Raw genomic sequence first — 24,425 nt, forward strand, 5'->3', positions numbered from 1 at the left:
GCCGATGCGGCGGCGATGGACCGCGCTCGCCGCCGCGCTCTCACCCCCACCACAGGAGGACACGTGGCTACGGCAATAGATGCTGCCCAAGTCACCTACGAGGCGCCGGATCTCGAGGTGATGGAGAAGTTCCTGACCGCCTTCGGCATGACGAAGGTCGAGGGCAGCGACGACCAGACCCTGTACATGCGGGGAACAGGCATCCAGCACCACATCCACGTCACCCGCAAGGCGGACAAGCAGCGCTTCGTCGGTGCCTCGATCGAGGTCGCCACTCGCGAGGACCTCGACGAGCTCGCCCGGAGGCCGGGATCCTCACCGGTCCGGGAGTCGGCGGAACCCGGCGGTGGCTACGAGGTCTCGATGACCATGCCCGACGGCATCGAGATCCGCGCGATCTGGGGCCGGCGGAAGGCCGAGCCGATCGCGGACCGGGAACCCTTCGCGATGAACAACATCCGTGACAAGAACCGCGTGAATGCCTCCGTCCGCCAGTCCGTCGCGCCGTGCACCATCGCACGCCTGGGCCACTTCGTGCTCCACGTGAGGAACCACGACGAGTCCATGGCCTGGCTGAACGAGCGATTCAACTTCCTGCCCTCCGACTACTTCCTCCCGCCGGGCGAGGAGGGACCCATCGTCGGCACCTTCGTCCGGCTGGACCTGGGCGAGCAGCTGGTGGACCACCACTTCATGCTCGTCCTGCAGTCGGACTGGGTGGGCATCCACCACAGCGCGTTCGAGGTCACCGACATGGACGCGGTCATGTCGTCGCACGACTACCTCATCCAGCAGGGATACAGCCTCGACGTCGGAGTCGGCCGCCACCTGCTCGGCAGCCAGATCTTCGACTACTGGAAGGACCCGTTCGGCTTCCGCATCGAGCACTACACCGACGGCGACACCGTGGACGCGAGCTACCAGCCGACCAAGTTCAACGGGACCGCCAGCGACACCACGCAGTGGGGGAACCGGCCGCCCCTGGAGTTCTTCCAGTGACCGGCGAAGCGGGCGCGGCTGCCGAGCCGCTGCCGGAGACGGTGCGCGAGCAACTGCTGCGGGTGGGATCGGCCACGGCGGCCAACATGTTGCTCCGGCGCGGTCTGAGGAACGTCATGATGAGCGGCGTCCGGCCGCTGGCGGCAGACCAGCCGCCGATGGTCGGCCCGGCGTACACCCTTCGCTTCATCCCGGCCCGTGAGGATCTCGACACCCTCGCCAACTACGCGCGCAGCGACAACCTGCACCGCCGGGCGATCGAGGAGTGCCCGCCCGGCGCGGTGCTCGTGATCGACGCGTTCGGCTCCACGGCCGCTTCGTCCATGGGCGACATGATGGCGGCGCGCCTGAGGCACCGCGGTGTGTCGGGCGTCGTCACCGACGGCGGTTACCGGGACTCCGCGGCCGTCAGACAGACCGGGCTGCCGTGCTACCAGCGGGACAACGCGCCGAAGGCGACGCCCATCGCCCTGCACCCCGTCGCGCTGGACGAACCCGTCGGCTGTGCCGGAGTGGCGGTCTACCCGGGCGATGTGCTGCTCGGCGACAGCGACGGCGTCGTGGTCATCCCCCGTGCCCTGGCCGCGGAAGTCGCGGAGGAGGCCGCCGACGCCGAAGCGTACGAGGAGTTCGCGGCTCTCCACATCCAGCGCGGGCGGTCCATCTTCGGGCTCTTCCCCGCCACGGAGGAGAGCCGGCAGGAATACGACAAGTGGGTGGCCGCGGGCCGCCCGGAACTGGAGTGAACAGTGGACATCACCCCCGCAACCCTGAAGTCACTCGAGGTGCTGATCCACGCCGGCGACCTCAAGGACGAGGACTGGATCGACTACCCCGACTACGGGTTCCGCCAGTACTTCCTCCACAAGAACCCCGACACCGGCGCCAGCATCGCCCTGCTCGAGTACGAGAAGGGCGGCACCATCCCGACCAAGCACACGCACGCCTCGAACCAGTTCATGTACTGCCTCGAGGGTGACTACGAGTACACCGACTCCGGCCTCCGGCTGCGTCCCGGCTCCTTCTACATGAACCCGAAGGACCACCCGCACGGCCCGACCCTGGCGCACGAGCGCAGCGTGCTGATCGAGATCTACGACGGCCCGCACTACTACGAGAAGCCCGAGTACCACACGGACGAGACGATCGGGGACTTCCTCGCCAAGGAGTGAGGTGCCGGCCCGTCCGACGTATTCCTGCCGAACCCGCGACGTTGATGGAAAGTGATGATGAGCGAAACCACCAAGACTCTGTTCGACACCGATGAGGTGCTCGCCGAATTCGGCCTGGACCAGGTGCACTCCGGCACCTACGCGGACTCGCTCGGCTGGGGAACCGTCGAGGGCCGGCCGGTCATCGAGGCGCAGTGCCCCGCCGACGGTGAGGTCGTGGGCCGGATCGCGGCTTCGGACGGACAGGACTACGAGAGGATCGTGGCCGCCGCCGTCGAGACCCAGAAGAAGTGGCGGATGGTACCGCCGCCGCGGCGTGGTGAGTTCGTGCGCCGGATCGGCCAGTTGCTCGAGGAGAACCTGGAGAGCCTGGCCGGGATCGTCTCGCTGGACACCGGCAAGTCGACGATGGAGGCCAAGAGCGAACTCCGTGAAGCGATCGACATGTCGACGCTGGCCGCCGGCCAGGCGCGGATGATGTACGGCTTCACCCAGCAGTCCCAGCGTGTCGAGCACCGCATGTACGACCAGTGGCTGCCGCTGGGCGTCGTCGGACTGATCAGCGCGTACAACTTCCCGGCCGCCGTGTGGGCGCAGAACGGGTTCCTTTCCGCGATCGCCGGCAACACGGTGATCTGGAAGCCGAGCCCGAAGGTGCCGCTGACCGCGATCGCCGTGCAGAAGCTGGTCAACAAGGCGGCGGCGGAGATGGGGTGTGAAGGCGTCTTCTCCCTCTTCATCCCCGACGACAACGCCGTCGCCGAGAAGATGGTCTCCGACACCCGTGTCGCCATGATCTCGTTCACCGGTTCCACGACCGTGGGCAAGAAGGTCGCCGAGATCGTCGGCTCCACACTCGGCCGCCGCTACCAGCTGGAGTGCTCGGGCAACAACGGCTGCATCGTCGACGAGACCGCCGACCTGGAACTCGCCGCCAAGGCGCTGACGTTCGGTGTGGTCGGCACGACCGGCCAGCGCTGCACGAGCACCCGCCGCATCATCGCCCACGCGAGCATCGCGGACGAGCTGGTCGAGCTGCTGAAGAAGGCCTTCGACCAGATCACCGTCGGCGACCCGCGCGACCCGGACACCGTGGTCGGCCCGCTGATCGACCAGCGCGCGGTGGAGGACTACAAGAAGGTCCTCGCCCGTGCCGAACGCGAGGGCGCCACCGTGGTGTACGGCGGCAACGTGATCGACCGCCCGGGTCTGTACGTCGAGCCGGCCATCGTCACGGGCGTCGAGCCGCACTTCGAGATCGCCCAGACGGAGACCTTCGTGCCGATCGTCTCCGTGCTGACCTACGAGGATCTCGAGGAGGCCATCGAGATCCACAACGGCGTCGCCCAGGGTCTCGCCTCGGGCATGCACAGCACGAACCTGACCCACATCGAAACGTTCCTGTCGGCCCGGGGCAGTGACTGCGGAATCGTGCGCATCAACATGGGCACGACGGGTGCCGACGTCGGTTCCGCCTTCGGCGGCGAGAAGGAGACCGGCGGTGGCCGTACAGCCGGTTCGGACGCCTGGAAGGGATTCATGCGCCGCCAGAGCGTGTGCGTGAACTGGGGCGGAACGTCCGCGTGGGACAACCGCATCGACCTCTGAGGACAACAGTGATGAAGAAGCAGCGTATCTACTCCGACGCCGTGCGGGAGCCGGCGGACAAGATGTGGTCGAACTGCCTGAGGATCGGCGACCTGATCATGGTCTCCGGAATGACGGCGCGCGGACAGGACCGGGAGACCGTCCTTGGTGACACCGCGTACGAGCAGGCCGAGGTGATCTTCCAGAAGATCAAGGACCTGGTCGAAGCGGCCGGCGGGGTCATGGACGACGTCGTCAAGATGACGATCTTCGTCACGGACATGAGTGACAACTCCGAGGTGTGGAAGGCCCGTCAGGAGTTCTTCTCCGGTGACTTCCCCGCCTGCACGCTGGTCGAGGTCTCCGCCCTGGCCAAGCCCGAGATCCTCCTCGAGATCGAGGCCATTGCCGTAGCGGGTTGCAGCGCGGACTGACCCTCGCGGCGACATCGGGCGGGGTCCGGCCATGGAAATTCCGCCGCAGGCGTCACATTTTTCACAAGGACAGGAACCACCGTGTCTTCACACACCAGGAATCCCAGACCGGCTGATTCGTCACTGGCGGCTGCGGCGGAAGACCATGCCCTGGTCAGCGTACCGATGACAGAGCGCAAGAGCGGCTACCAACTCGCCCTCAGCCCGGTCAGCGTCGCCACCGCCCTCGTCATCTTCGCCATCGCCGGCTTCACCGTCGTGCTCGCCGGCTTCATCGTGGGCCTGACCGTCGGTGTCCTCATCGCGGCCTTCGCGGTGGGTCTCGGCAAGGCCCTGGGGCGGATGGCCTTCGAAACCGGCATGTCGAGCACCATCACCTCCCGGTTCTTCGGATTCGGCTTCAAGGGCTCGGCGATCGGCTCGGTCGTCTTCGCGTTCATGATCCTCGGCTTCCTCGCCGTCGAGTCCGCCCTCCTCTACCAGGGCACGCTGTTGATGTTCGGCCTGCCCGACTCGTGGGGATGGCGCATCCTGATCTACGGCTGCATGACGCTGCTGTGGATCGGGCTCGCCATCTTCGGCCTCAAACTCGCCCTGCGCGCCACCGGCGCCCTGATCGTCGTCACACTGCTCGTCACGATCTACATGATCGTCGACATCTATGTGATCCAGGGCGCCAGCCCGATGGACGTGTTCACCTATGCGGGAGTCGTCCCCGGGGGCCTGTGGCCGCGGTTCGAGGCCGCGGTCTCGGTCATGGGCGCCACGGCGGGAACCATCGCCCTGGTCACGACGGACTTCGCGCGCTACTGCCGCACGCGGCGCGACGTGACGGTCCTGGCCGTGGCCGGCCCGGTCACCCAGAACATCGTCATGACCGTCCTGGGCTCCCTCGTCGTGATCGGCGGCATGCCCCAGGTCATCAACTACCTGATGGCCCACAACAAGGGCATGGGCCCGGAGGCGGCCGCCGTCGCGGGCAACGCGTTCGTCATGCAGAACACGGGTGCCTTCTTCGTCGTCTTCGCGGGCTGGGCGGGCTTCGTCACCATCTACGCGGCCCAGGCCAAGGCCCAGGCGATCAACGCCTACTCCGGATCGCTCTCGCTGGTCAACCTGATCGACTCCCTCACCGGCAGGAAGCCGGGCCGGGCGGCGATGGTGGTCGTCGGCAACATCATCGCCCTGCTGATGATCGCCGCCGGAATCCTGGAGAAGTTCACCCAGTACCTGGCGTACCTGGGCGCCACGACGCTCGGCATGTGCGGCGTGATGATCGCGGACTACTACCTGGTACGCCGGGCGCGGTCCGGCGGCGCCACCCACCGGGTCGAGAAGTGGAACTGGGCCGGAGTCGCCACGCTGGTCCTGTCCGCCGCGGTCGGCGTGATCCTGATGGCCACCGACGTCTTCGCTCTCGGTTTCCTGGTGTCCTTCGTGCTGGCGGTCGCCGTCTACCCGGTGCTGCGGAGCTGGCTGCCCGAAGGCACCGGTACCTCCTTCGTCGCGAGCGAGGAAGCAGTCGAAGAAGCCCACTGACCTGCCCCAGGCCGGCAGGTACGCCCGACGCGACGCACCTGCCGGCGCCCTGCCCCCTGGCCATCGGACAGGGGGCAGGGATCCAACCCACGACTCATCCAGGAAGGTTCGGGATGACCGACATCATGTGGGACTCCGAGATCTATGAGAAAGCCGCCGACGCCAGGACCCTCGCGTCGAGCGCGGCGATCCCATCGCTCGCCGATCCCCGTCAGCTTCGCAACACTCTGGGCAACTTCGCTACCGGCGTCGTCGTGCTCACCTATCAGTCCGGCGACAGCTACTACGGCGTCACCGTGAACTCCTTCACCTCGGTGTCCCTGGATCCGCCCCTGATCCTGGTCTCCATGCAGCGGACCTCGCGAGCGCTGACCTACCTGCTCGAGCGGCCCTTCGCGGTCAACGTACTCGGGGACAACCAGCTCGCCACCGCGCTGCACTTCGCGGGCAAGCCGCAGGACGCCCACCTCGTCGAGTGGGTCGGTGACGACATCGCGCCGCGGATCAACGGTTCGCTGGCGTACTTCCAGTGCACGCCGTGGGCGGGGTACGACGGCGGCGACCACGTCCTGGTCCTCGGGCGCGTGATGTCCTACGGACAGCAGGACGACACCCAGCCCCTGCTCTTCTACCGGGGCCAGTGGAGCGCCCTGGCCCAGGAGGCCGGTGGCACGGACGGCGGCGCGCAGTCGGAGAGGAGCCGGTCGTGACGGACCGTACACAGGTGACCGAGGACATCTCCGGGTTGCTGAAGGAACTGGACGAGATCCACCCGCTGTTGCAGCGCGAGGCCGCGGACAGCGAGCGCCTGCGGCGTCCGACGCCGGTGGTGCAGGACGTACTCCGCGCCAGCGGCATCTTCAGGCTGATGGTGCCGGCCGAGCTCGGCGGCATGGCGGCCTCTCCCTTGCAGATCCTGCAGGTGATGGAGAAGCTGTCGCACGCCGACTCCTCACTGGGGTGGCTGGTGCGCGCCGTGGCGAGCGAGACGGCGACCGCGGCGACGTATCTGAGCGACGAGGCGGTGGCCGAGCTCTTCACCGAGGACGCGTTTCCGCTGGTGGCGGGGCAGTCCACCGCGTTCACCGGTCAGGCCGTACGGGACGGTGGCGGCTACCGGGTGAGCGGGGTCTGGCAGTTCGCCCCCGGGGTGTCCATGGCCACGCACATCAATCTCGCGGTGACCGTCCAGGAGACGGGTGAGCGGCTGGTCTGCCTGGTTCCCCGCCCGGCGCTGCGGATCAGCGACAACTGGGACATGCTCGGGCTGCGCGCGACCGCGAGCCTCGACTACCGGGCCGAGGACCTGCTGGTGGACGACGCCTTCGTCTTCCGTATCGGCCCGGAGCACGCCCGGCGGGGCCGATCCGTGTACAGCCCCGCCCTGATGGCCGGTCTGCATCAGGCGGCCTGGTCGCAGGGCGTCGGACGCCGCATGCTGGACGAGCTGCGGGAGCTGACGCAGCGCAAGGACCCCGCGGGGGGATCCCCGGTCACCAGCGACGAGTTCTTCGCGGAGTACGCACGGCACTTCTCGCACGTGCGGGGCACCATGGCGCTGCTGCGCGAGACCTGGCGGGACAACGAGTCGACGCTCGCGGCCCGGGCCCAACTGGACGACGAGCAGGAGACGATGTCGCGGCTCGCGTGCAGCCTCGCCTCCCGGACCGCACTGGAGATCAGCCAGCTCGTGCACCGTTTCGCGGGTGCGCAGGTCATGCGGGACGGCACGTTGCAGCGCTTCTTCCGCGACAGCCACGCCGGCAGCCAGCACCGGGGTTCCTCGCACATCGTGACGCAGAAGTGCGGCCGGATGCTGTCGGGCACGCTGCCCGCCGGGTCGCACTGGGGATTCTTCGACCTGGTCGTGCCCGAGCAGGCCGCCGTCGGCGCCTGACGGCATGCGGGTTCGGCGCGAACGGGACTACAGGAGAGAAGAGACATGAGACTGGCAACTGTACGCACCGGCGGCGGGACGGCCGCCGCCCGCCTGGACGGGGAGGTGCTCACCGAAATACCCGGATACGGCGACGTCGGTTCCCTGCTGGCGCAGGAGAACTGGCGGGAGATCGCCGGCAACGCCACCGGGCGGGAGCGCCGCGTGGCCGAGGCCGGGCTGCACACGCTCGTGCCGAACCCGTCGAAGGTGCTGTGCACCGGCCTCAACTACACCAGCCACATCCAGGAGATGGGCAGGGACCTTCCCGCGTACCCCACCCTCTTCGCGAAGTTCTCCGACTCCTTGACCGGCCCCACCGATCCGGTGGAGGCCGTGGCGGAGGATCCCGAGATGGACTGGGAAGGCGAACTCGCCGTCGTCGTCGGACGCACCGCGTACCGAGTGGGCGAGGACGAGGCGGAGGAGTGCATCGCCGGTTTCACGGTGGCCAACGACATCTCGATGCGCGGCTGGCAGTACCGCTCGACGGAGTGGCTGCAGGGCAAGATCTGGGCGCGTTCCACCCCCGTGGGTCCGGTCATGACCACATCCGACGAGTTCGATCCCGCGACCGCGGTGCTGCGCACCACGGTCAACGGCGTCCCCGTCCAGGAGCACCGGATCGCCGACCTGCTGTTCACGCCCGCTCACCTGGTCGCCTACGTGTCCACCATGCTGCCCCTGCGTCCCGGGGACCTGATCCTCACCGGCACGCCCGGGGGAGTGGGCAGGGCCCGCACGCCGCAGCAGTACCTGAAGGCCGGGGACCGGGTCGAGGTGACCATCGACGGGATCGGCACCGTGTCCACGCCGATCGTCTGAGGCGTCACGGGACCTCCCGGCCGGCGTCGGCCGCGTCCAGGCGTTCGCGTTGCGGGACGACTACATAGGCGGGGTCCCTGGTGGAGGCGACGCCCGCCTCGAAGGTGCCGAAGCGCTGCAGGGCGCTCCCGGCGAGCAGGGCCAGTCCCGCCGCGGCCGCGGCCGGGCGGCTGCGCCGGGCGACGGACACCGCCGCGAGCGCTCCCGCCAGCGTCAGCCCTTCCGAGGCCCGGCGCAGCCGGCCTGCCCGGCCGGTGGTGTACGCCGTGGGCACCAGGCCGGGCCGGTGTTCGATGAGCCAGGACGCGACGACTTCCGCCGCCGCGCCGATCGCGCCGAGCCGTCGGGCGGGGCCCGCCTCGGCCGGCGGTGCCACCAGCATGCCGAGCCCGGCGGCGGCGGCCGCCGCCGACCCGGTGAACAGGAAGGGCAGGTGCCGGCGTGCGTCGTGCCAGGCCGGTACGGCCGTCTGGGAGAGCAGTACGGCCGTGTACGTGGCCAGTCCCGGGGCGAGAGCGGCCGCGGACAGACCGGCCGGCCGGGCGGCCCGGCGCAGCAGCCGGCCGGGCAGGCCCGCGTGTACCGAGGCGGGCAGCAGCTCGGCCGCGGCGGCCAGGCCGCTGCCGGGTCCGTAGGCCACGAGGATCCAGGTACCGACCGACATCGGCGAGCTGGGTTTGGCGACCCGCAGCATGTGGTGGAACCGCTCGGGCCGGCCGAGGTCCGCGATCAGCAGATACGTGCTGGCCACCAGTGCGCCGAAGCCGCCCAGACGTCCCGCCCGGCGCAGGGCGGGACGCCCCGTGAGGTCGGCGCCGGCGGCGAGCAGGGCGGAGCCGGCCGACAGCCCGCCGGTGAACAGGTAGGCCGGCACCTCCCACGTCCACACCGGTGGTTTCAGCACCGGCCGGCCGTAGTAGGAGCGGAACTCGGGGCGCGGCGCGGCGGACCGCTCGCCGCGTGCCTTCCGGGCGCCCGAGCCGAACGTGCGCGCGTGGACGTCGCCGGCCTCGGCGTCGCTGCGCGGTTCGCGCATGATTCCCTCGCCCTCACTCATCGCCGGCCTCCCTTCCAGAAGACGGCGGCGGACGCGGCCAGCAGGGCGGAGGCGGCCACGGCGGCGTGCTTCCACATGGACGGCAGATCACGCGTGGGCACGATCGGGTCCGGTGGCAGCCCGTACACTTCCGGGTCGTCCAGCAGCAGGAAGAAGGCGCCGTCGCCGCCCACGCCGTCGTCGGGGTCGCGGCCGTACAGCCGTGCCTCGCCCACGCCTGCCCCGTGCAGTTCCTCCAGCCGCCGGTCGGCCCGCTCCCGCAGTTCGTCCAGCGGGCCGAACTGGATGGAGTCGGTGGGGCAGGCCTTGGCGCAGGCGGGCTCCAGACCGCCGCGCAGCCGGTCGTAGCACAGGGTGCACTTCCAGGCCCGCCCGTCGTCGGGCCGCCGGTCGATGACCCCGTAGGGGCAGCCGGAGACGCAGTAGCCGCAGCCGTTGCAGATGTCGGGCTGCACCACGACCGAGCCGAACTCGGTGCGGAAGAGCGCCCCGGTGGGGCAGACGTCGAGGCATCCCGCGTGGGTGCAGTGCTTGCACACGTCGGAGGACATCAGCCAGCGGAACTCGGTACGGGTCTCGGCGCCGCCGGTGGCGCCGGGCAGGTCGAAGGAGGGGAAGCCGAGATCGACCGGACCGGTGCCCAGCTCGCCGCCGCCCCGTTCGGAGCCGCGCAGGGCGTCGGCCACGACCCCGGCCGTGGCCTCGGTGCCGGAGGGACCGGTGGGCAGGTGGGACAGTCCCGCGTCCTGCCGTCCCAGCGGGCGGTCCTGTTCGACGAAGGCGACGTGCCGCCAGGAACTCGCGCCGAGCATGCCGGTGTTGTCGAACGACATGCCCAGCAGGTCGAGGCCGTCCTCGGGAACGTCGTTCCACTCCTTGCACGCCACCTCGCACGCCTTGCAGCCGATGCACACGGAGGTGTCGGTGAAGAAGCCCACCCGGGGCGGCGGGTCGGGGTGGCCGGCGTCCGCGGCGGGGTCGGCGAGGGGTCCGTACAGGCTGTTCTCGTCCGTCATGGGGATTCCTCCGGGCCGTCCGTTTCGGTGTGGGCCGGCTTGTCCTCGTCGCCCGCCGTCACGATGCGGGTGCCGGTCTCCGCGGTGATCCCGGCCCGGCGGCGGTAGCCCTGCACGTACTCCAGCAGGGCGGGGCCCCTCGGCCGGCGACCGGGGCGGACGTCACAGGTCGCCACCTTGCTCTCCTGGATGAACACATTGGGATCGGCCACCACGCCGAACAGGTCGTTGACCACGTCGCCGCTGGTGAGTCCCACCGGCCCCCAGTGGTACGGCATCCAGACCTGGTGCACGATGCGGTCCTCGACCCGCAGGGGCGCCAGCCGGTCGGTGACCACGACCCGGGCGTCCACCGCGGTCCGGCTGGTGATCACATGGGCCCAGTCCAGATGGCGCAGACCGCGCTCCCTCGCCAGCTCGGGCGACACCTCCACGAACAGCTCCGGCTGAAGCTCCGACAGGTACGGCAGCTGACGGCTCATGCCGCCCGCGGTGTGGTGCTCGGTGAGCCGCGCCGTGGTGAACACGAAGGGGAACACCTCGCTGTGCGCCTCGGGCGGGGCGGGGTTGGACGGGTTGTCGGGGCGCCCGTACACCTTGCGCGTCGGGTTGCCCTGCTGGCCGTAGAGCAGGTTGCGCATCGGCGACTCGTGCGGCTCGTAGTGGGCGGGCAGCGGGCCGTCCGCCAGTCCGGCCGGGGCGAACAGCCACGCCTTGCCGTCCGCCATCATGATGAACGCGTCGTCGCCGGCGAGGGCCTGGGGCCCTGAAGCCCCCTCGGGAGGCCGGTGGTCGGGCGGCTTGGTCCTCTCGAAGTCCGGGATGTCGTGCCCGGTCCACTCACCGCGCTCCTCGTCCCACCACACCAGGGCCTTGCGCTCGCTCCAGGGCCGCCCCTGCGGGTCGGCCGAGGCGCGGTTGTAGAGCACGCGCCGGTTCAGCGGCCAGGTCCAGCCCCATTCCGCCTCGTACGGTCCCTGCTCGAACCGGGGCTTGCGGCGCCGGGCCTGGTTGACCTCGTCGGCGTAGACCCCGCTGTAGATCCAGCAGCCGCAGGCGGTGGTGCCGTCGGCCTTCAGGTCGACGTAGCTGTCGACGGTGCGTCCGCTGCGCAGGTCGATGCCGTTGATGTGACGCAGCACATCGGCCGCGGACGGCTCGTCGCCCTCGGTCCGGTAGTCCCAGGCGAGGTCGAGGACGGGGCGGTCGCGCTCGTCGGCCGAGCCGGCCAGCCTCTCCTTGACGAGCCTGCCGAGGTGGTAGAAGAACCACAGCTCCGAGCGCTGGTCGCCGCTCGGCTCGACGGCCTGGTCCCGCCACTGCAGCATCCGCTGGGTCTGGGTGAAGGTGCCGGACTTCTCCACGTGCGAGGCGGCGGGGAAGAAGAAGACCTCGGTGCGGCAGCGCTCGGGCACGATCTCCCCGGTCTCGATCTCGGGGGCGTCCTTCCAGAACGTGGCACTCTCGATCATGACGAGGTCCCGGACGACCAGCCAGTCCAGATTGGCCATGGCCAGACGCTGCAGGCGGCCGTGGGCCGAGCCCACCGCCGGGTTCTGGCCGAGCAGGAAGTAGCCGAAGACCTTCCCGTCGATCATGTCCATGGTGGTGCGGTAGGTGCCGTGGTCGCCGTTGATCCGCGGCAGGTAGTCGAAGCAGTAGTCGTTCTCCGCTGTTGCCGCCTCGCCCCAGTACTCCTTGAGCAGCGAGACCGTGTAGGCGTCCGCGTTGCCCCAGAACCCCTTCTGGCCGGGGCGGCGGATGGCGTCCAGGTAGGCGGCCAGGTTCTCGTGCGTGGTGTCCGGCATCGGCAGATAGCCGGGCAGCAGGTTGAACAGGGTCGGGATGTCCGTGGACCCCTGGATGCTGGCGTGCCCGCGCAGCGCGAAGATCCCGCCGCCCGGCCGGCCGATGTTGCCCAGCAGCAGCTGGATGACCGACCCCGCCCGGATGTACTGGGTCCCGACCGAGTGCTGGGTCCAGCCCACGCTGTACACCAGCGCCGCGGTGCGCTCCCGGCCGGAGTTCTCGGTCCAGGCCCGGCACACCTCCAGGAACCGCTCCCGGGGCACGCCGCAGATCCGCTCCACCATCTCGGGCGTGTAGCGGGAGAAGTGTCGCTTGAGAACCTGGAACACACAGCGGGGATGCTCCAGCGTCGGATCGCTCGCGATGTCGCCCGCGCCGCCCTCGACGGACGGACCTCCGGCGCCGTGCTGGTACGGCGCGGACTGCTCTTTGTTCCGGGCGCCCGCGCGTCCGGCCGCCTCGATGCTCTCGTACGCCCAGCTGGAGGCGTCGTAGGAGGCGGTGGCCGGGTCGTACCCGCTGAACAGGCCGTCCAGGTCCTCGGTGTCCTGGTAGCGCTCGCTCAGCAGGAACGGGGCGTTGGTGTACGCCCGCACGTACTCCCGGAACTCCAGCCCGTGGGACAGGATGTAGTTGATCACGCCGCCGAGGAAGGCGATGTCGGTGCCCGTGCGCAGGGTGACGTGCTGGTCGGCCAGCGCGCTGGTGCGGGTGAACCGCGGGTCGATGTGGATGACCCTGGCGCCGCGCGCCTTGGCCTCCATCACCCACTGGAACCCGACCGGATGGGCCTCGGCCATGTTCGAGCCCATGATGACGATGCAGTCGGCGTTGGCCAGGTCCTGCTGGTAGTCGGTCGCGCCGCCGCGTCCGAACGAGGCTCCCAGACCGGGAACGGTGGCGGAGTGTCAAATGCGCGCCTGGTTCTCGATCTGCAACGCGCCGAGGGCGGTGAACAGCTTCTTGATCAGGTAGTTCTCCTCGTTGTCGAGGGTGGCGCCGCCCAGGCTGGCGACGCCCATGGTGCGGCGCAGCGTGTTTCCGGCCGAGTCGGTGTCCTGCCAGCCCCTGCGGCGCGCGTCCAGCACCCGGTCGGCCACCATGTCCATGGCCGTGTCGAGATCCAGTTCCTGCCAGGCCGTGCCGTACGGCGGCCGGTACAGCACCTTCTGCTCACGCTGGGGGCCGGTGACGAGCTGCTTGCTGGCCGAGCCCTTCGGGCACAGGCGGCCCCGCGAGATCGGGCTGTCCGGGTTGCCCTCGATCTGGATGACCCGCTCGTCCTTCACATAGACGCGCTGCGAGCAGCCCACCGCGCAGTACGGGCAGACGGAGGCCACCACACGGTCCGCGGTGTCCGTGCGGGGCACGAGCCCCGCCGAACGCCGGGACTCGGCCGCCTTGCCCCGCCCCAGCCGGTCCGCTCCTGTGATCTGCCGGTACACCGGCCACGCGCCGATCCACCGTTCCAGGCTCATGTGCCTGCTCCTTCTTCGGGGCGTTCACCGGTTTCGACGCTAACGCGGGAGCTGGGTTCCGCAAGTCGGTGACGTGGTTCCAGGTGTTCGGGGAACCGCCGCTGTACATGGCCGCGCTCGCGTTCTCGGCATACGGCATCCACTGGTGCGCCATCGGCTGGAGCCGCTACCGCGGCAATGATCCCCGGCCGAACGCCGGCGTGACGATCGCCTGCCTGGTCCTCTCGGCGCCGGGCGCGGCCATGTTCTTCACCGTGGGTGACTGGCCGGTGTGACACTTGAGTCTCCTGTGCACGATGGAGCGGTCACCGACGCCCAGGAGACGAAGGAACGATGGATTTCCGCGACGATGTGGATCTTGATGCTTCCTAGGTCGAAGACCGCGGCAGCGGCTTTCCGGGAGGAGGGCTCGCCATCGGCGGCGGCATCGTCGCCGTGGTCGTCGCTCTGCTCCTGGGCGTCAACCCCGCTGGCCTGCTCAGCGGCACCGACTCGAGCTCCGCCGCACCGCGGCAGGGGTCGGACCTGAGCCCCGATCCACCGGTCGATAGTACGTCCAGTGTCCGCACATGAAAGCAGAGATGTCCTCTGACCAGGGAGAATAGGAGTTCTCTAGGCTTCCGATCGACCAGTTCGGAGGTGCGTCTCCGGGATGCATTCTTCCATTCCGCCGCGTGCGCTGCCCGCAGTGTTCGAAGACTCGACCCTGGTGGCGTACGGCGGGCTGGAGCCGCTGGTGCGGCTGATGGAGCGGTGCCGCCTGCCGGAGCTGGTCGGCGAGCGGCTGCACCTGTCGGCGCCGAAGGACGGGGTGGGCGCGTTCCCGGTGGCGAAGGTGGCGGCTCTGGTCGCGGGCATGGCGGCGGGCGTGGACAGCATCGACGACATGGACCACACAGCGTGTTGAAACAGGAAGCCCCCTGAAAGGGGCAGACGACCCAGGCCGGAATCCCTGGCCTTCAGGACCCCGTTGCCGATCTCTCAAATCGCCCGTCGTGTCAGGCGCGGGTGCGGGAGGGTGGGAGAGGAGCCTCGGGTACGTAGGCGGTGATGCCGCGGTGTCGTTGGAGTCGTGGTCGGGTGGAGAGGTTCCGGAATTGACGTGGTGGGTGGCTTGTGCAGCCTTCCCGAAGGGGTCGTTGACGATCAGGTTGCGCGACAGTCTGGGACAGGTCTTCGACGAGGCCTTGTTCGCGGAGGCATTCCCGTCCGACGGGCGGCCTCCTGCCTCGCCGGGCGCGCTGGCGATGGCGTCGGTGATGCAGTCTGCTGAGAGGCTGTCCGACCGGCGGACCGCCGAGGCCGTGCGGGCCCGGATCGACTGGAAATAATTGCTGGACCTGGAACTGGAGGACAGCGGCTTCGATTACTCGCTGCCGGCCCCGTTCCGGGTCCGTCTGATCGCGCATGGTCTGGAAGAGCGCGTCTTGGACGCGGTTGTGCAGGTCGCGGTGGACCAGGGGCTGCTGCGCCGAGGAGGGCGGCAGCGTACCGACTCCACCCGTGTGGTCGCCGACGTGCGTCTGCTGAACCGGATGGAGTTCGTCGCCGAGACCCTGCGCGCTGCGCTGGAGGCACTGGCCGCAGCCGCCCCGGACCGGCTCGGGCAAGTCCTGGTGGAGCGGGAGACGGGCCGGCTCGGCCGGTATGGGGAACGCATGGACTCCTGGCACGGCTTGCCTGCGGACACCGACCGCGACATCTGGCTGCGCCAGGTCGGCGAGGACGGTTTCCACCTGCTGACGGCCGTCTGGCGACCCGATGCTCCGGATTGGCTGTGCCGCATCCCCGCCCTGGAGATCCTGCGGCAGGTCTGGGTGCAGCAGTACCGCCGCGGCGAGGACGGAGTGAGAGTGCGCGAGAGTGACGACCTGCCTCCGGGGAACCAGCGGCTGGCCAGCCCGTACGGCGCCGACGCCCGTTATGGCACCAAGCGGGCCGCCGGGTGCGACCACCAGCGCCTTGATGCCGCAATCGGGGAAATCCCGCCCCACGAACAGGAGATCAACTACTAGGCTCGGCTTCAGCCCCGACCGGCGGCTGGAGTCCACGCGCGGAGCCGCCACCGATCGGCTCACCTCGACTGAAGACGGACGGTACCCATGACCCACCCGATAACTCCGGAACCAGCGGCGCATCAGAAGATCGACACGTCGGTGCCGCACTCGGCCCGGATCTGGAACTACTGGCTGGGCGGGAAGGACAACTACCCCGTCGACGAGGAGGCCGGCGATGCGTACACCGCCGTCTTTCCCGGCATCGTCACCATCGCCCGCAGCAGCCGGGCCTTTCTGCGACGCAACATCACGTATCTGGTCGCCGAAGCGGGCATCCGCCAGTTCCTGGACATCGGAACCGGCCTGCCGACGGCTGACAACACCCATGAGGTAGCCCAGCGCATCGCCCCTGAGTGCCGGATCGTCTACGCCGACAACGACCCGATGGTCCTGGCACACGCCCGCGCCCTGCTCTACTCCACACCGGAGGGGGCGACCGACTACGTCGACGCCGACGTACTGGACCCGGACCGCATTCTGGAGGCCGCTGCCAAGACGCTGGACTTCACCCGTCCCACCGCCCTCATCCTCAGCAACATCCTGGGCCACATCGCCGACTACGACCAGGCGCGTTCCATCGTCACCCGCCTGATGGACACGTTGCCGTCCGGCAGCTATCTCTCCATCAACGATGGTTCACGGGGCGTCGACCCGGTCTTCGAACAGGCCCAGGACGCCTACAACGAAAGCGGCGCCGCCCCCTACAACCTGCGTACCGTCGAGCAGATCACGACGTTCTTCGACGGTCTGGACCTCATGGACCCCGGGGTCGTCTCCGTCCCGCACTGGCGCCCGGACCCCGGCTCCCCTGCCGCGGAACCCGTCGCCGAGCACGGCGGCCTCGCCCGCAAGCCCTGACCACACCCGACGGGCCCACGCCCAGCCGAGCCGCACCCCGACCGGTTGCTCCAAGTGACGGGAGTCGGGGTGTTTCGCATGCGGACTCAGAAATACGACTGCCGCACACGGGATGCCGAGGGCGCAGACTTCGACGAGTTCTCGGCGCGGTGGGGGGGCTGCCGGTCATGCCGACGCAGATCCTCAGGACTCTTGACGCCGACCTCGCCCACGACGTCCACGGCCCGCTGCCGGCCGTCGCCGCGGACGGGGAGTACTGCTTCCAGCTGCACAGGGCTGCCATGGGTGCCTAACGGTGGTCCGTTGTGATCGGGTCGGCGGTTACGGCGGTAGGTAGAGGTTGATGCCGCAGCCGCCGGCCAGGCCGGCGGTGAGCTGGTCGATCTCGTGTGGGACGCGGGCGAGGGCTCCGGATCGGATGATCCGGAGCAGGTCGTGGAACGGGACGAGCCAGGACCGGATCCGGCGCAGCCGCTGTGGCCAGGTGTCAGGTCGTGGTCCGTCCGGATCGGCGCCGGACGGCTGGACAGGCCCTCGGGACTTGTCGTTGTCGTTGCACCAGCAGAACGTGAACGCCAGCTTCACCAGGGTCCAGTGGCGCTGGATGGCCTCTGCGGAACGCACTTGGAAGTCGGCCCAGCCCAGTTCGCGTTTCACCTGCTTGTATTCCTGTTCGACCCAGTTGCGCAGGCTGTAGAGCCGCAGGACCTCCGCCGGGGTGGCCGGCGGATACGATCCGCGCCGAGGGCGGCGGGGCAGGTTCGTGGCCAGATAGCGGGTGCTTGTCCTGGGCAGGGTCTTCGGATCGACGGTGGCCACGATCATGCGCCGGGCACGGTCGGGGCCATAGGGGCCGCAGACGACGTCGGCGGCCCACCACTCCTCGGTGCGTCCGTCGCGCAGGTGCCGGGTGATCCGGTGCCAGCGGCCGGGCCTGGAGGGCGAACTGAACGGCACTTCGGCCGCTGCCCGGGCCGGGGTGAGCGGTGGACCGTCGTCGCGGTGGATCTGCGTGGTGGGACTGAAGGCCACGACGAAGGGCACTGCGGTGTGGTCCAGGTTGTCGACCACGACCGGGCCGCGGCTGGGTCCGTAGTCCGCGTCGGCGACCACCGCGCGAAAGCGGATCCCGGCGTCCCGTGCCCGGTGGACCAGCTCCGTGGCGATCCGGCTCTTGGTCCGAAACCCCGGGTCCTTCTTCCCGCCCGGCAGCCGCGCGGCCGGCTGGTAGGGCACGGTGTGCACCGGCCAGTACACCTTCTCATCGGCCCAGCAGGTGGTGACCGCCACGATCCCCTCCTCGACCTTGCCGCGCGAGCCGATGTACTGCCGGGCCACGTACTCGGTGGCATGCCCGGACTTCCGGTCCCCCGAATCGTCGATCACCAGCACCCCGTCACCATGTGCAGCCGTTCTCGGGTCCGCCATCAGCAGCTCGATCCGGCGGTCGTTGATCGCCTCGTGATCCCAGTGCGACTCCGACAGGAACCACTGCAGCCGCTGCTCCTCGCGGTGCTTGGAGCCGACCCCGGGCTCGGTCTCCGCCAGCGCCGTCAAGGTCTTGTTCCGCTCGCTCGGACGCAGCAGACCGGCCGTGTAGTCCCTGATGGCAGCCCGTTGAGCACGCGAAACCAACAACGGATCGAACAAGGCCAGGTACCCCTCCAACGGACCCGGCGCCGCAGCCACCGAAAGCCGATCGGTAACCATGATTCCCTCACCTGCCGCAGCGAACTCCTCTTCCCATCACACTGCGGCAAGCGCCCGATCACAACGGACCACCGCTAATCGCTTCTTCTTCTCCCGCAGCTGCCACCGCAGCAGGTCGTGCACGGTCTGGTCGGTGCCGTCGTCGCGCCAGAGGTAGAAGTAGTACTTCACCGCGCCGGGCGGAGGCATGTCGTGGGGCAGGAACTCCCACTGGCAGCCGGTGCGGTTCTGGTACAGGATCGCGTTCACGATCTCCCGCATCGCGTATTTGCCCTGGTGACCGCTGACCGAGGGGTGCCGGGCCTTCCACGCCGTGATCACCGGCTCGGCTAACGCCCACTGCTCATCGGTGAGATCGCTCGGGTACGGCTTGCGCATGTCCATGCCGCAACCCAAGCGAACCTCGAACGTCCGACCGGCAGCGATGCCCCAACGTCACACCATCGAGCGATGACAAGCCGGACGGAAGGTCACATCCCGCACTCTCAGATGGCGATGGGGCCTGAAGTGGGGTGAGATGCCGCTGAATGCGGCCAGGAACCGCTGGGCTCCGCCGGGGGCTTGTAAAGAATCAACACGTTGCTTTGCGGGCTCTGGCGCGTTGGTCTGGTATGCGCATACCGAGTGAGGTTCGTGATCAACTCACCCTGAGGTTCGGGGTGTTGTTTCCGCATCTGGATGAGCGGCAGCGGCGGCCGGCGCTGGCCACCGAGGTCCGGCTGCTGGGCCATGGCGGGGTCCGGGCCGTCGCGCGCACTGCGGGCGTGAGCGAGACGACGGTGCGGAAGGGGGGCTTCGAGCTGGAGGGCGGCGAGGATCCGCTGCCCGGCGGGCGGGTTCGCCGCTGTGGTGGGGGGAGCCGGTTCGCACCACCCGAAAACGCCCCGCAGAAGGCCGAATCGCCATGTTGATTCTTTACAAGCCCCGACGGAGCGGAAGCCTTTCATGGCGCGTTCGCGCTGCCTCGTCGGCTGATGACTGTTCTTGGCCCGATTGTTCAGGTCCTTGTGGGAACGGTGTTCCACGGAGGGCATGACCTCTCGGTGGGCCGCACCGTAGGAGCGGAGCTTGCCGGTGATGACCACGCGCGGCACGGCGCAGGTCTTCTTCAGGAGCTTGCGGAAGAAGCGCCGGGCCGCAGCCTTGTCCCTCCGGCCCTGGACCAGGATGTCGAGCACGGTGCCGTCGGCATCGACGGCCCGCCACCGGTACGTCCGCTCCCCATTGATCCTGACGAACACCTCGTCCAGATGCTTCCCCATGCTGAAGTCAAGCCTGTGCCGCTCGAAAAGTCATCGTCGCCGGTCAAGCGATGCAACGGTACTCGCCGAGCACGCCGCCGAGGATCTGGGTCCGCAATACCCGGCGGGCGTTGAGGTCGTGCACCGTGGCGTCGGGCCGTTCCTCGGCATCAGGCGGTAGTCGCCGTCCGGCCTGGTGAGGCTGGTGGGCGTCGTAGTACCGCCGGCCGACGGCCAGGACCCGGCGGAGGCGGGCCCGTTCACGAGCAGGACGTGGTCGAGGGCCGCGCGCCGGATGCAGCCGATGCTTCTCTCGTAGCGAGCGCCCACCCGAGGAGCCCGCGGGCGCGCTCCTGACGACGTCCAGTACTGCAACGGTGTTGGGTGCGGTTCCTTTCGGGGGAAGGTCGTTGCTCAGGCGACGAGTCGGTAGTCGTGTTGGTCGGGGTAGGTGCGCTGGTGTTCGCGGGTGTGGTGGTAGGTGAGGTAGTCGTCGAGGTCGTCGTTGGCGTGGACGGCGCGGAGTTTGAGGACGGCTTCGGCGCTGTCGAGGCCCCAGCGGGCGCCGGTGATGTCGAGGCGATCACTTGGTCAAGGACCGGATGGACATCACCGGTGCCCGCTGGGGCCTGGCCGGGGCCGAGGCCGTCCTCAGGCTCCGCGCGGTGATCAGCAACGGCGACTTCGAGGAGTACTGGGAGTATCACGTGCAGCGCGAGCATCTGCGGGTTCACGCCATCCGCTACCCCGACGGCCTCGCACTCGCGGCGTGATCACCGTCCCTCAAACAGAGCCGCACCCAAGGCCGATCGGCCGACGGGGGCCCCAGTGCCACTCATGGCCCTGGAAAGACCCAGCGCGCAAGGACCGAGGTGGTTCCTGTGCTCACTAATGTCAATCGGCGGGTCAGGCCCGCCCGCAGCGTCACCACGAACATCACCGCTGCCAGTCGACCGAACCAGCGCTGCTGGCGGCATCCAGGGCGAACACCGTGGCGTCGTTCATGCCGATGCCGTCGTTGCTGCCGACGTAGACGGTGCCGCGGACAACCGCGGGCGAGGAGTCGACGGCGCCGCCGGTGGTGTAGGTCCACCGCTCGGTGCCGGTGGGGCGACGTCAGGACGTCGGGCTACGCCCCGGCTCACCGCCAGTCGGCGGATGATCAGGGGGGTGACCAGGACCACGAGCAGCAGTCGCAGACTCTGCACCGTGGAGACCAGCGCGACGTCCGCGTGACCGGAGACGGCCGTGGCCAGGACCGCGTTGATACCTCCGGGCGTGGTGGCGAGGTAGGCGTCCACGACAGGAGTGCCGGTTGCCTTCGCGAAGATCCACGCCAGCCCGGCGCAGCCCATGCAGACCGCCGCCATACCGACCAGGATCGACGGCAGCAGTCGCCTGACCCGCACGAGCGTGTCGCGCGTGAAGCGTACGCCGACGTCCAGGCCGACGAGGACGAAGACGGCGTTCTGCAGGATTCCGGCCGGCGCGAAACCGGGCAGCACACCGCTCAGGGTCACGACCAGCGCGAGCAGCATGGGCCCGATCAGCGCAGGGGTGGGCAGCCTCAGCCGGCGCCCTGCCAGGACCCCGACCGCGCAGACGCCGACGAGGACCAGCAGGCCGGTGAGCTGGTCCGACCCGGCGACGAGGTGCAGGAACCCGGAGTGCGCCGGCCCGCCGTGTGACGCCTGGCCCCCGGACCGCCCGGGCGACGTCATCATCCAGTGGGCGACCAGGGGCGCGGTGGTCGCCACCAGACCGACCCGCAGGTACTGCATGAAGGCGACCAGCCGCACGTCGGCCTTCAGTTCGTCGGCGCAGCTGACGATGGCCGCCGAGCCGCCGGGAACCATGCCGAGGACGGCGCTGGGTTTGCTGATGTTCCCCCGCTGAGCGAGAAACCAGGCCACCGCGACACTCAGCGCCACGGTGGCCGCGGTCACGGCCGTCAGTGGCAGCGCGACCGGGGCCGCCGCGGCCAGAGCGGACGCCGTGAGGTAGCTGCCCATGAGGGCGCCGACCAGTGCCTGTGAGGAACGGTTCAGCGGACCGGGCAGCCGGCCCCGGACCCTGCCCGTCAGGGCAAGGACCGCGCCGAGCACGAGGGAAGACAGCAGAAACGGGGCGGGTACGCCGACGGCGGAGGCCCCGAGACCGGCGGCGTACCCGCTTACCGCGATCAGGGCCCAGCGCCACGCGGGGGCCGGACGGGGGAAGCGGAATTCGTGGACCTGGGGTGCGGGCTTCTGTGCGGTACGGAGGGAGGGTCGAGTCGTGGACACGTGCTCTCGCTGCCGCACGGAAGTCGAAGCCACAGGGACACCTTTCGTCGAGGGTGGCTCCTCCCGCAGGCGCCGTGCCCACGCGGCGAGCCGCTTCCCCCCACTGTGCGGGGACCCTCCTGAGAGGACGCTGAGAACTCCTGAACGCTTGCTGAGTCTTACCTGGGAGAACGCTGAGAGCAGCACGCTGACCAGCGCTTTGCATCTAGACTCGACAGCGGAGACCACCGTTCGGCCGCCTCTGTCCAGGGCCCGGAGCGGCCGTTCGGCCCCCCTGGAAGGAGAGGCACGTGCGGGTGCTGGTGGTCGAGGACGAACGGCATATCGCGGCCGCGGTGGAGCGAGGACTGCGCGCCGAGGGCTTCGGCGTCGACATCGCGTACGACGGCGAGAGGGCGCTGCACCTGGCCCGGTACGGTGACTACGCGGCTATCATCCTGGATCTCATGCTGCCGGGACGCAACGGTTACGACGTGTGCCGCACGCTGCGCACTGAGGACGTCACCACTCCCGTGCTGGTCCTGACCGCCAAGGACGGCGAGTACGACGAGGCCGACGCGCTCGACCTGGGCGCTGACGACTACCTCACCAAGCCGTTCTCCTTCGTCGTGCTGCTGGCCCACGTTCGCGCGCTGATGCGGCGCCGCGCTCCCCAGCGCCCCGCCGTGCTGCGCGCCGGCGACCTGTGGCTGGACCCGGGCGCCCACCGCTGCGGTCGCGGTGACACCGTCCTGGAACTCACTCCCCGCGAATTCGGGCTGCTGGAGTACCTGCTGCGCCGCCCGGATGCCGTAGTGAGCAAGACGGAGCTGCTCGCCCAGGTCTGGGACGCCTGGTACGAAGGCGACCCGAACATCGTCGAGGTGTACGTCGGTTACCTGCGCCGCAAGATCGACACCCCGTACGGCCGCTCCTCCATCGAGACGGTGCGCGGTGTGGGGTACCGGCTGGACGGACGGGGCGGCTGAGTGCCCGCCCGCTCCCGCCTGATCCGGGCGCTCGTATGGTGGCCGCGACGGTATCGCCGGCTCACCCTCCGCTCACGCGTCACGCTGTGGGCCACCTCTATCGTGGCGGTGGCGGTGATCGCCGTCGGTCTCGGCCTCCTCGCCGGACTGCAGCGCTCCATATGGAGTCGCCTGGACACCATGGCCCAGCAGCGGGTCTCCGACGTCTCCACCCTGGTTCGGGACCACCGGCTGCGCGACTTCATCCCCTCCAACGGCAGCGACGCCGATGTCGTCGTGGTCGTCGACTCCTCGGGGCACGTCGTCTCCAGCTCCGACTACGACATCCACCCGGGCCAGGCCAGCGGCCTCCCGCGCCCGCTGCCCGCCCGGATCAGGGCCGGCCACACGGCGACTCTCACGGACCTCCCCATCGGCGACGGCGGCGACTTCCGCGTGGCCGCGAGGCCGGCCCGGCTGAAGGGCGTACCAGTCACGATCATCGCCGCCGTCTCCCTGGAGCAGTCCGAACACACCCTGGACAGTCTGGTCGCCGGCCTGGCCATCGGGGTGCCCGCGCTGACCGCGCTGGTCGCCTGGACCATCTGGCTCACCGCCGGGCAGACTCTGCGCCCGGTGGAGACGCTGCGCCGCCAGGCCACCGAGATCAGCGCCACCGGCCTGCACCGCCGCCTGGACCTACCCCCGTCCCAGGACGAGGTGCACGCGCTGGCCGCCACCCTCAACGACATGCTGGGCCGCCTGGATCAGGCGTCCGCCGCCCAGCGGCGCTTCGTCGCCGACGCGGCCCACGAACTGCGCAGTCCGCTCGCCGCCATCATGGCCCAGCTGGAGGTCATGGCCGCCTACCCCGATCCCGAGCGCGATCCGAAGACCGCCGCCGATCTCCTGGAGGACACCCTGCGCCTGCACGACCTGGTCGAGGGGCTGCTGGCCCTGGCCCGCAGCGAGGATCCCGCGGCCCGGCGTCCCTCGGACCGGGTGGTCGACCTGGACGAGGTGGTGCTGGCCGAGGTGCGGCACCAACGCGGCCTCTCCACCGCTGCCATCGACGCGCGCGGCGTGTCCGCCGGCCGGGTACGGGGCGACGCGGAGGCACTGCGCCGCGTGGTGCGTAACCTGCTCGACAACGCCCGCCGACACGCGGCACACCATGTGCGGGTGAGGCTCGACCAGCACGGGGACACCGTGGAACTCACCGTCAGCGACGACGGCACCGGCATCCCCGAGCCGGATCGTCTCCGCGTTTTCGAGCGCTTCACGCGCCTGGACGAGGCCCGCTCCCGTGACGCCGGCGGCTCGGGCCTCGGCCTCGCCATCGTCGGCAAGGTCGTCACCGCCCACGGCGGTGTCGCCTACGCCGACCAGGACCCCCCACCGACCGACGGCGGCCTCGGCGGCGCCCGGCTGGTGGTCCGCCTGCCATCGGCGTAGACCCGTCGAAGTCCTCAACC

The 24,425-nt window shown here is 69.6% G+C and carries 22 protein-coding genes and 5 pseudogenes; 19 read left to right on the forward strand and 8 right to left on the reverse strand.

Annotated features, from left to right (window positions below; translation table 11 throughout):
• Positions 1–63 precede the first annotated feature (63 nt).
• From ACX25U_RS35225 to ACX25U_RS35265, 9 genes are all read left to right on the forward strand, one after another.
• On the forward strand, positions 64–999 hold the full coding sequence (locus tag ACX25U_RS35225) for a VOC family protein (protein ID WP_454386019.1): 936 nt from the start codon (positions 64–66) through the stop codon (positions 997–999).
• Positions 996–1,745, forward strand: a complete 750-nt coding sequence (locus ACX25U_RS35230) for an RraA family protein (RefSeq protein WP_454386020.1) — start codon at positions 996–998, stop codon at positions 1,743–1,745. Before ACX25U_RS35225 ends, ACX25U_RS35230 begins: the two co-directional genes overlap by 4 nt.
• A 3-nt stretch (positions 1,746–1,748) precedes the next feature.
• Positions 1,749–2,171: a cupin domain-containing protein gene (locus ACX25U_RS35235; protein WP_454386022.1), complete on the forward strand. Its 423-nt coding sequence runs from the start codon at positions 1,749–1,751 to the stop codon at positions 2,169–2,171.
• Positions 2,172–2,228: 57 nt separating this feature from the next.
• Positions 2,229–3,779: an aldehyde dehydrogenase family protein gene (locus tag ACX25U_RS35240; protein ID WP_454386023.1), complete on the forward strand. Its 1,551-nt coding sequence runs from the start codon at positions 2,229–2,231 to the stop codon at positions 3,777–3,779.
• Between the two features lie 11 nt (positions 3,780–3,790).
• Positions 3,791–4,192 carry a RidA family protein gene (locus ACX25U_RS35245; protein ID WP_454386024.1) on the forward strand — a complete coding sequence of 134 codons (402 nt, stop codon included), beginning with the start codon at positions 3,791–3,793 and terminating at the stop codon, positions 4,190–4,192.
• A 165-nt stretch (positions 4,193–4,357) separates the two neighbouring features.
• Positions 4,358–5,731: a purine-cytosine permease family protein gene (locus ACX25U_RS35250; RefSeq protein WP_454386026.1), complete on the forward strand. Its 1,374-nt coding sequence runs from the start codon at positions 4,358–4,360 to the stop codon at positions 5,729–5,731.
• A 113-nt stretch (positions 5,732–5,844) separates the two neighbouring features.
• The gene (locus tag ACX25U_RS35255) at positions 5,845–6,441 is read left to right on the forward strand and encodes a flavin reductase family protein (RefSeq protein ID WP_454386027.1); all 597 of its coding nucleotides are present in this window, start codon (positions 5,845–5,847) and stop codon (positions 6,439–6,441) included.
• Entirely contained in the window at positions 6,438–7,628 is a 1,191-nt protein-coding gene (locus tag ACX25U_RS35260) for an acyl-CoA dehydrogenase family protein (protein ID WP_454386029.1), read from the forward strand. The genes ACX25U_RS35255 and ACX25U_RS35260 overlap by 4 nt, the downstream gene beginning before the upstream one ends.
• Before the next feature lie 45 nt (positions 7,629–7,673).
• Positions 7,674–8,492: a fumarylacetoacetate hydrolase family protein gene (locus ACX25U_RS35265; protein WP_454386031.1), complete on the forward strand. Its 819-nt coding sequence runs from the start codon at positions 7,674–7,676 to the stop codon at positions 8,490–8,492.
• Between the two features lie 4 nt (positions 8,493–8,496).
• On the opposite strand, the gene nrfD is transcribed toward ACX25U_RS35265, so the two are convergent.
• The 3 genes from nrfD to fdh are packed head-to-tail and all read right to left on the reverse strand — an operon-like array spanning position 8,497 to position 13,852.
• Positions 8,497–9,549 (reverse strand): NrfD/PsrC family molybdoenzyme membrane anchor subunit, encoded by a 1,053-nt coding sequence (nrfD, locus tag ACX25U_RS35270; RefSeq protein ID WP_454386033.1) that lies wholly within the window; start codon positions 9,547–9,549, stop codon positions 8,497–8,499.
• Positions 9,546–10,565 carry a 4Fe-4S dicluster domain-containing protein gene (locus ACX25U_RS35275; protein WP_454386035.1) on the reverse strand — a complete coding sequence of 340 codons (1,020 nt, stop codon included), beginning with the start codon at positions 10,563–10,565 and terminating at the stop codon, positions 9,546–9,548. Before ACX25U_RS35275 ends, nrfD begins: the two co-directional genes overlap by 4 nt.
• Positions 10,562–13,852, reverse strand: a complete 3,291-nt coding sequence (gene fdh / locus ACX25U_RS35280) for a formate dehydrogenase (protein WP_454386037.1) — start codon at positions 13,850–13,852, stop codon at positions 10,562–10,564. The genes ACX25U_RS35275 and fdh overlap by 4 nt, the downstream gene beginning before the upstream one ends.
• A 68-nt stretch (positions 13,853–13,920) precedes the next feature.
• Between fdh and ACX25U_RS35285 the strand changes: the two genes are divergently transcribed.
• From ACX25U_RS35285 to ACX25U_RS35310, 6 genes are all read left to right on the forward strand, one after another.
• Positions 13,921–14,127, forward strand: a complete 207-nt coding sequence (locus tag ACX25U_RS35285; protein WP_454386039.1) for a hypothetical protein — start codon at positions 13,921–13,923, stop codon at positions 14,125–14,127.
• A gap of 413 nt (positions 14,128–14,540) precedes the next feature.
• A complete protein-coding gene (locus ACX25U_RS35290; protein WP_454386041.1) occupies positions 14,541–14,759 on the forward strand; it encodes a hypothetical protein in 219 nt (72 codons plus the stop codon).
• Positions 14,760–14,991: 232 nt separating this feature from the next.
• Complete coding sequence (locus tag ACX25U_RS35295) at positions 14,992–15,183, forward strand: transposase (protein ID WP_454386043.1); 192 nt, start codon at positions 14,992–14,994, stop codon at positions 15,181–15,183.
• Positions 15,184–15,867, forward strand: a complete 684-nt coding sequence (locus ACX25U_RS35300) for a hypothetical protein (protein ID WP_454386045.1) — start codon at positions 15,184–15,186, stop codon at positions 15,865–15,867. It abuts the gene before it with no gap.
• An 87-nt stretch (positions 15,868–15,954) separates the two neighbouring features.
• Entirely contained in the window at positions 15,955–16,767 is an 813-nt protein-coding gene (locus ACX25U_RS35305; RefSeq protein WP_454386047.1) for an SAM-dependent methyltransferase, read from the forward strand.
• A gap of 167 nt (positions 16,768–16,934) precedes the next feature.
• Positions 16,935–17,060 carry a hypothetical protein gene (locus ACX25U_RS35310; RefSeq protein WP_454386049.1) on the forward strand — a complete coding sequence of 42 codons (126 nt, stop codon included), beginning with the start codon at positions 16,935–16,937 and terminating at the stop codon, positions 17,058–17,060.
• A 28-nt stretch (positions 17,061–17,088) separates the two neighbouring features.
• On the opposite strand, the gene ACX25U_RS35315 is transcribed toward ACX25U_RS35310, so the two are convergent.
• A complete protein-coding gene (locus tag ACX25U_RS35315; RefSeq protein WP_454386051.1) occupies positions 17,089–18,402 on the reverse strand; it encodes an IS701 family transposase in 1,314 nt (437 codons plus the stop codon).
• A gap of 150 nt (positions 18,403–18,552) precedes the next feature.
• Positions 18,553–18,861, reverse strand: a pseudogene (locus ACX25U_RS35320) (transposase); the annotation flags it as partial.
• A 227-nt stretch (positions 18,862–19,088) separates the two neighbouring features.
• Between ACX25U_RS35320 and ACX25U_RS35325 the strand changes: the two are divergent.
• Positions 19,089–19,346, forward strand: a pseudogene (locus ACX25U_RS35325) (ISAzo13 family transposase); the annotation flags it as partial.
• A gap of 45 nt (positions 19,347–19,391) precedes the next feature.
• Here the strand turns inward: ACX25U_RS35325 and ACX25U_RS35330 are convergent.
• Together ACX25U_RS35330 and ACX25U_RS35335 are read right to left on the reverse strand one after the other, a co-directional pair.
• Positions 19,392–19,730, reverse strand: a pseudogene (locus ACX25U_RS35330) (IS6 family transposase); the annotation flags it as partial.
• A 402-nt stretch (positions 19,731–20,132) separates the two neighbouring features.
• Positions 20,133–20,306, reverse strand: a pseudogene (locus ACX25U_RS35335) (ISKra4 family transposase); the annotation flags it as partial.
• Here ACX25U_RS35335 and ACX25U_RS35340 point away from each other — a divergent pair.
• Positions 20,291–20,491: pseudogene (locus tag ACX25U_RS35340) on the forward strand (ISKra4 family transposase); the annotation flags it as partial. The pseudogenes ACX25U_RS35335 and ACX25U_RS35340 overlap by 16 nt on opposite strands.
• Positions 20,492–20,719: 228 nt before the next feature.
• On the opposite strand, the gene ACX25U_RS35345 reads toward ACX25U_RS35340, so the two are convergent.
• Positions 20,720–22,036, reverse strand: coding sequence for an AbrB family transcriptional regulator (locus ACX25U_RS35345; RefSeq protein ID WP_454386053.1), 1,317 nt, complete (start codon positions 22,034–22,036; stop codon positions 20,720–20,722).
• A 257-nt stretch (positions 22,037–22,293) separates the two neighbouring features.
• Here ACX25U_RS35345 and ACX25U_RS35350 point away from each other — a divergent pair, with 257 nt between their 5' ends.
• Both ACX25U_RS35350 and ACX25U_RS35355 read left to right on the forward strand, forming a co-directional pair.
• Positions 22,294–22,971, forward strand: coding sequence for a response regulator transcription factor (locus tag ACX25U_RS35350; RefSeq protein WP_384212148.1), 678 nt, complete (start codon positions 22,294–22,296; stop codon positions 22,969–22,971).
• Between the two features lie 114 nt (positions 22,972–23,085).
• Positions 23,086–24,405 carry an ATP-binding protein gene (locus ACX25U_RS35355; RefSeq protein WP_458633789.1) on the forward strand — a complete coding sequence of 440 codons (1,320 nt, stop codon included), beginning with the start codon at positions 23,086–23,088 and terminating at the stop codon, positions 24,403–24,405.
• Positions 24,406–24,425: the final 20 nt, after the last annotated feature.

It is taken from the genome of Streptomyces sp. JNUCC 63, assembly GCF_054366325.1.

Excerpts from the sequence above, each read along its gene's own strand:
- ACX25U_RS35240 (WP_454386023.1), top strand. The coding sequence starts at position 2,229 with ATGAGCGAAACCACCAAGACTCTGTTCGACACCGATGAGGTGCTCGCC.
- ACX25U_RS35245 (WP_454386024.1), top strand. The coding sequence starts at position 3,791 with ATGAAGAAGCAGCGTATCTACTCCGACGCCGTGCGGGAGCCGGCGGAC.
- ACX25U_RS35250 (WP_454386026.1), top strand. The coding sequence starts at position 4,358 with ATGACAGAGCGCAAGAGCGGCTACCAACTCGCCCTCAGCCCGGTCAGC.
- ACX25U_RS35255 (WP_454386027.1), top strand. The coding sequence starts at position 5,845 with ATGACCGACATCATGTGGGACTCCGAGATCTATGAGAAAGCCGCCGAC.
- ACX25U_RS35265 (WP_454386031.1), top strand. The coding sequence starts at position 7,674 with ATGAGACTGGCAACTGTACGCACCGGCGGCGGGACGGCCGCCGCCCGC.
- nrfD (WP_454386033.1), bottom strand. The coding sequence starts at position 9,549 with ATGAGTGAGGGCGAGGGAATCATGCGCGAACCGCGCAGCGACGCCGAG.
- ACX25U_RS35275 (WP_454386035.1), bottom strand. The coding sequence starts at position 10,565 with ATGACGGACGAGAACAGCCTGTACGGACCCCTCGCCGACCCCGCCGCG.
- ACX25U_RS35305 (WP_454386047.1), top strand. The coding sequence starts at position 15,955 with ATGACCCACCCGATAACTCCGGAACCAGCGGCGCATCAGAAGATCGAC.
- ACX25U_RS35310 (WP_454386049.1), top strand. The coding sequence starts at position 16,935 with ATGCCGACGCAGATCCTCAGGACTCTTGACGCCGACCTCGCCCACGAC.